This window comes from Sphaerimonospora thailandensis (assembly GCF_016863115.1).
Lineage (GTDB): Bacteria > Actinomycetota > Actinomycetes > Streptosporangiales > Streptosporangiaceae > Sphaerimonospora > Sphaerimonospora cavernae.
The window spans coordinates 1-4,287 of the sequence record NZ_BOOG01000105.1; the positions used below are offsets into that span (position 1 = coordinate 1).

At 70.0% G+C, this 4,287-nt stretch carries 5 protein-coding genes; all 5 read left to right on the forward strand.

The annotated features are described in order from the left end of the window. Positions 1 to 148 precede the first annotated feature (148 nt). The 5 genes from Mth01_RS28950 (at position 149) to Mth01_RS28970 (ending at position 4,251) form a co-directional block, all read left to right on the forward strand. The gene (locus Mth01_RS28950; RefSeq protein ID WP_204019143.1) at positions 149 to 514 is read left to right on the forward strand and encodes a DUF3499 domain-containing protein; all 366 of its coding nucleotides are present in this window, start codon (positions 149 to 151) and stop codon (positions 512 to 514) included. A gap of 64 nt (positions 515 to 578) precedes the next feature. Continuing rightward, positions 579 to 1,934 (forward strand): phosphomannomutase/phosphoglucomutase, encoded by a 1,356-nt coding sequence (locus tag Mth01_RS28955; protein ID WP_204019144.1) that lies wholly within the window; start codon positions 579 to 581, stop codon positions 1,932 to 1,934. Positions 1,935 to 1,938: 4 nt separating this feature from the next. Next, positions 1,939 to 2,118 carry a Trm112 family protein gene (locus Mth01_RS28960; protein WP_204019145.1) on the forward strand — a complete coding sequence of 60 codons (180 nt, stop codon included), beginning with the start codon at positions 1,939 to 1,941 and terminating at the stop codon, positions 2,116 to 2,118. Beyond that, entirely contained in the window at positions 2,115 to 3,281 is a 1,167-nt protein-coding gene (locus Mth01_RS28965) for an SIS domain-containing protein (protein WP_204019146.1), read from the forward strand. Before Mth01_RS28960 ends, Mth01_RS28965 begins: the two co-directional genes overlap by 4 nt. A 34-nt stretch (positions 3,282 to 3,315) precedes the next feature. Continuing rightward, positions 3,316 to 4,251 (forward strand): cation diffusion facilitator family transporter, encoded by a 936-nt coding sequence (locus Mth01_RS28970; protein ID WP_204019147.1) that lies wholly within the window; start codon positions 3,316 to 3,318, stop codon positions 4,249 to 4,251. The last annotated feature ends 36 nt before the right edge of the window (positions 4,252 to 4,287 follow it).

Below are 4,287 nucleotides of genomic sequence, written 5' to 3' on the forward strand. Positions count from 1 at the left end.
CCGTGTCCCTGGGGTGTGTTCCAAAAGTCATGCCCCTGCCATGAGCCGGGCACGGGTACCTCGAATCTTTTGGACGGATTGTGGCGACACGCTCGATAAGAGTGCCGGGGTGGTGGCAATGTGAACGCGGACCGGATACGGTCCCACCGTGAGCCCCGTCCGCAGCTGTTCCCGTACCGCCTGCAGGCAGCCTGCCGTCTTCACACTCACGTATGTCTACGCCGACTCCACCGCTGTCCTCGGCCCGCTGGCGACGTACGTAGAGCCTCACTGTTACGACCTGTGCGCGGAGCATGCGGAGCGGCTCACCGCACCGCGGGGATGGGAGGTCGTACGACTTCCGTCGGAGGCGGTCTCGCCGAGCGGTGACGATCTGGAGGCGCTGGCCAACGCGGTGCGCGAGGCCGCCCGTCCCGCCCCGGCGGCGGGGGAGCCGGTCGGTCAGGCGGTCGAGGTGGGGCGGCGGGGGCACCTGCGGGTGCTGAAGTCGGCACAGCCGAACCGGGAGCGGTGACCTCGCGTCATGACGGCGCTATAGGCTCGACTGCGAAGACGTCACGACTTTTAGGGGCTATGCGGTGGCCGACCTCACCAAGATCTTCAAAGCGTACGACGTGCGCGGCGTGGTGCCGGACGAGCTCAACGAGGAGATCGCGCAGGCCGTCGGGGCGGCCTTCGTGGAGGTGACCGGCGCCGGGTCGGTGGTGATGGCGCACGACATGCGGACCTCCTCCGGTCCGCTGGCCGCGGCCTTCGCCCGGGGTGCGACATCCCGGGGCGCCGACGTGGTCAACGCGGGCCTGGGCTCGACCGACATGCTCTACTACGCCAGCGGCAGCCTCGGCCTGCCCGGCGTGATGTTCACCGCCAGCCACAACCCCGCCCAGTACAACGGCATGAAGATGTGCCGCGCCGGGGCAGTGCCCATCGGCACGGACACCGGCCTGATCGAGATCCGGGATCGCGCGGCCGAACTGATCGGCAGCGGTGGAACCAGCGCGGCCGGCGAGGGCACGGTGACCGAGCAGAGCCTCCTCGGCGGCTACGCCACCCACCTCAAGACCCTGGTCGACCTGGCGGAGATCCGGCCGCTCAAGGTCGTGGTCGACGCGGGCAACGGCATGGGGGGATACACCGTCCCCGAAGTCTTCACCGGCCTGCCGATCGAGCTGACCCCGCTCTACTTCGAACTCGACGGCGGCTTCCCCAACCACGAGGCCAACCCGATCGAGCCGGAGAACCTGCGCGACCTGCAGAAGGCGGTCGTCGAGCACGGCGCCGACATCGGCATCGCGTTCGACGGCGACGCGGACCGGTGCTGGGTGATCGACGAGCGGGGCGAGTCGGTCTCACCGTCCACGATCACCGCGCTGGTCGCGGTCCGTGAGCTGGCCAAGCACCCGGGTGCGACGGTCATCCACAATCTGATCACCTCCCTGGGCGTGCCGGAGATCGTACGAGAGCACGGCGGCGTCCCGGTCCGCACCCGCGTCGGGCATTCGTTCATCAAGGCGGAGATGGCCCGCACGGGGGCGGTCTTCGGGGGCGAGCACTCCGCCCACTACTACTTCCGCGACTTCTGGTTCGCCGACTCCGGCATGCTGGCGGCCCTCCACGTGCTCGCCGCGCTGGGTGAGCAGGACCGGCCGCTGTCGGAGGTCCTGTCGCGCTACTCGCGGTACGCGTCCTCCGGGGAGATCAACAGCAGGGTGGCCGACCAGGCCGCGGCCCTCGCCAGGGTGCGCGAGACCTTCGCCGGCCGTGAGGGAGTGACCCTCGATGAACTGGACGGTCTCACCGTCAGTGGCACCGGTTGGTGGTTCAACCTGCGGCCGTCCAACACCGAACCGCTGCTGCGGCTCAACGCGGAGGCGGCGGACGAGACGATGATGGCGGCCGTGCGCGACGAGGCGCTCGCCGTCGTGAGGAGCTGACAAGTTGAAGATCGATGACTGGTTGCTGGACATCCTGGCCTGCCCGGCGTGCAAGTCCCCGCTCCGCGTCGCCGCGGACGCCGATGCGGACGAGTTGTCGTGCACGTCCGACACGTGCGGGCTCATCTATCCGGTGCGCGACGACATCCCGGTTCTCCTCGTCGACGAGGCCCGCAAGGTATGAGCGGCGCCGGAGGGGCGCCCGGCCGGAGTTTCGAGCCTGACCGGCTCGACGACCAGTCCTGCCTTGCGGAGGGCGACCCCTCCGGCATGCTCAGGGTCGTCGCGTCGTCGGCCGCCCAGGTCCGCATGGCGTACCGCTCCGCGCGGGAGGCGGAGGTGGCGCGCGTCGCCGCGGACGGCAGGCCGCGGGCGATCGTGGTGGCCGGGGTGGGGTCCTCGGCGCTCGCCGGCGAGGTGCTCGAGGCCGTCTGCGCGAACGGCGCGCCGCTGCCGATCGTGACAGCGCGTGGCTACCGGTTGCCGGGCTGGGTCGGCGCCGCCGACCTGGTCTGCGCCGTCTCGCACTCGGGCCGTACCGAGGAGACGCTCGCGCTGGCCGCCGAGTCCGTACGACGCGGCTGCCGGATGATCGGGGTCGGCCCGGTGGGCACGCCGCTTCGCGATCTCGTCGTCCGGGCCGGCGGGCCGTACGTGCCGGTCTCCGGATCGCCGGGTCCTTCGCGTACGGCACTGTGGGAGCTGACGGTCCCCCTGGTCGTCGCCGCGGCCTCGCTGGGCCTGGTGGAGGCGGGGGAGGACGTGTTCGAGTCGGTGGCCCGGCGGCTCGAGGACATCGCCCACCGGTGCCGGCCGTCGAGCGAGTCGTTCATCAATCCCGGCAAGACGCTGGCCGTGGAGCTGGCCGGCAGCGTCCCGATGATCTGGGGCACCTCGCCGCTGGCGCGGGTGGCCGCGCACCGGCTCGCCCGTCAGCTCAGTGAGAACGCGAAATATCCCGCAGTGTGGGGTGAGATTCCCGATGCGAGCCATGACCAGCTCGCCGTGCTCGACGGGCCGCTGGCCGGGCGGGACCTCTTCCACGATCCGTTCGCCGACGAGCCGGGCGAGTCCGGCGGAGCGGGTGCCCGGCTGCGGCTGTTCCTGCTGCGTGACGCCGAGGAGCTTCCGCAGGTCGTCAAGTGCCGGACGGCGTCCGTACGGCTCGCCGAGAACCGCGGTGTGCCGGTGTCCGAGATCCTCGCCGAGGGCGCCCACCCGCTGGAGCGTCTGGCCACGCTGGTCGGCTTGGGAGACTACGGCAGCGTTTATCTCGCCATGGGATATGGCATCGACCCGACCAGCGTGCCCGCCGTGATGGAACTCCAGGCTCGGGTTTCCCCATAAGATCTTCCGTGGCCGAGTTTGTGAGGAGTTCCACGTGAGTGCGGGTGGCGGTACCAAGGCGATCATCGCGGCGCTGGCCGCGAACCTGGCGATCGCGGTGGCGAAGTTCGTGGCGTTCGCCTTCACCGGGTCGTCGTCGATGCTCGCGGAGTCCGTGCACTCCGTGGCCGACTCGGGCAACCAGGCGCTGCTGATCGTAGGGGGCAAGCGCGCGGCCCGTAATCGCACCCGCGAGCACCCCTTCGGCTACGGGCGGGAGCGTTACTTCTACGCCTTCGTGGTGGCCGTGGTGCTGTTCACGATCGGCGCGCTGTTCTCGCTGTACGAGGGCTGGCACAAGATCTCCGACCCGCATCCCGTGGACTCGCCGCAGTGGGCCTTCGGCGTGCTGATCTTCGCGATCGTGGCGGAGGCCTTCTCGTTCCGGACCGCGATCAAGGAGTCGCGGCACCTCAAGGGTGACAAGTCGTGGGTGTCGTTCGTCCGCCGGGCCAAGGCCCCCGAACTGCCGGTCGTGCTGCTGGAGGACCTGGGCGCGCTGCTCGGCCTCATTTTCGCGCTGTTCGGCGTGACGATGGCGGTGATCACCGGTGACGGCGTGTGGGACGGCGTCGGCACCATCGCCATCGGCGTCCTGCTCGCGATCATCGCGATCATCCTGGCCGTGGAGACCAAGTCGCTCCTGATCGGCGAGAGCGCGGCGCCCGAAGTCGAGGAGCGCATCTGCGCGGCAGCGGAAGAGGCCTCGGAGATCGACAAGGTCATCCATCTGCGGACGCTGCACCTGGGGCCGGAAGAGCTCCTGGTCGCGGCGAAGATCGCGGTGAGGCACGACGAGACGGCGGCAGAAGTGGCCCGGGGGATCGACGAGGCCGAACGGCGCATTCGCGCGGCCGTACCGATCGCCCGAGTCATCTACCTTGAGCCCGATCTGTACCGCGCGAACGCCCCTGATCCGGACCGGGTCTGATCACGCGTCTTCGCCGGGCCGTACGCAGCCGGTCTC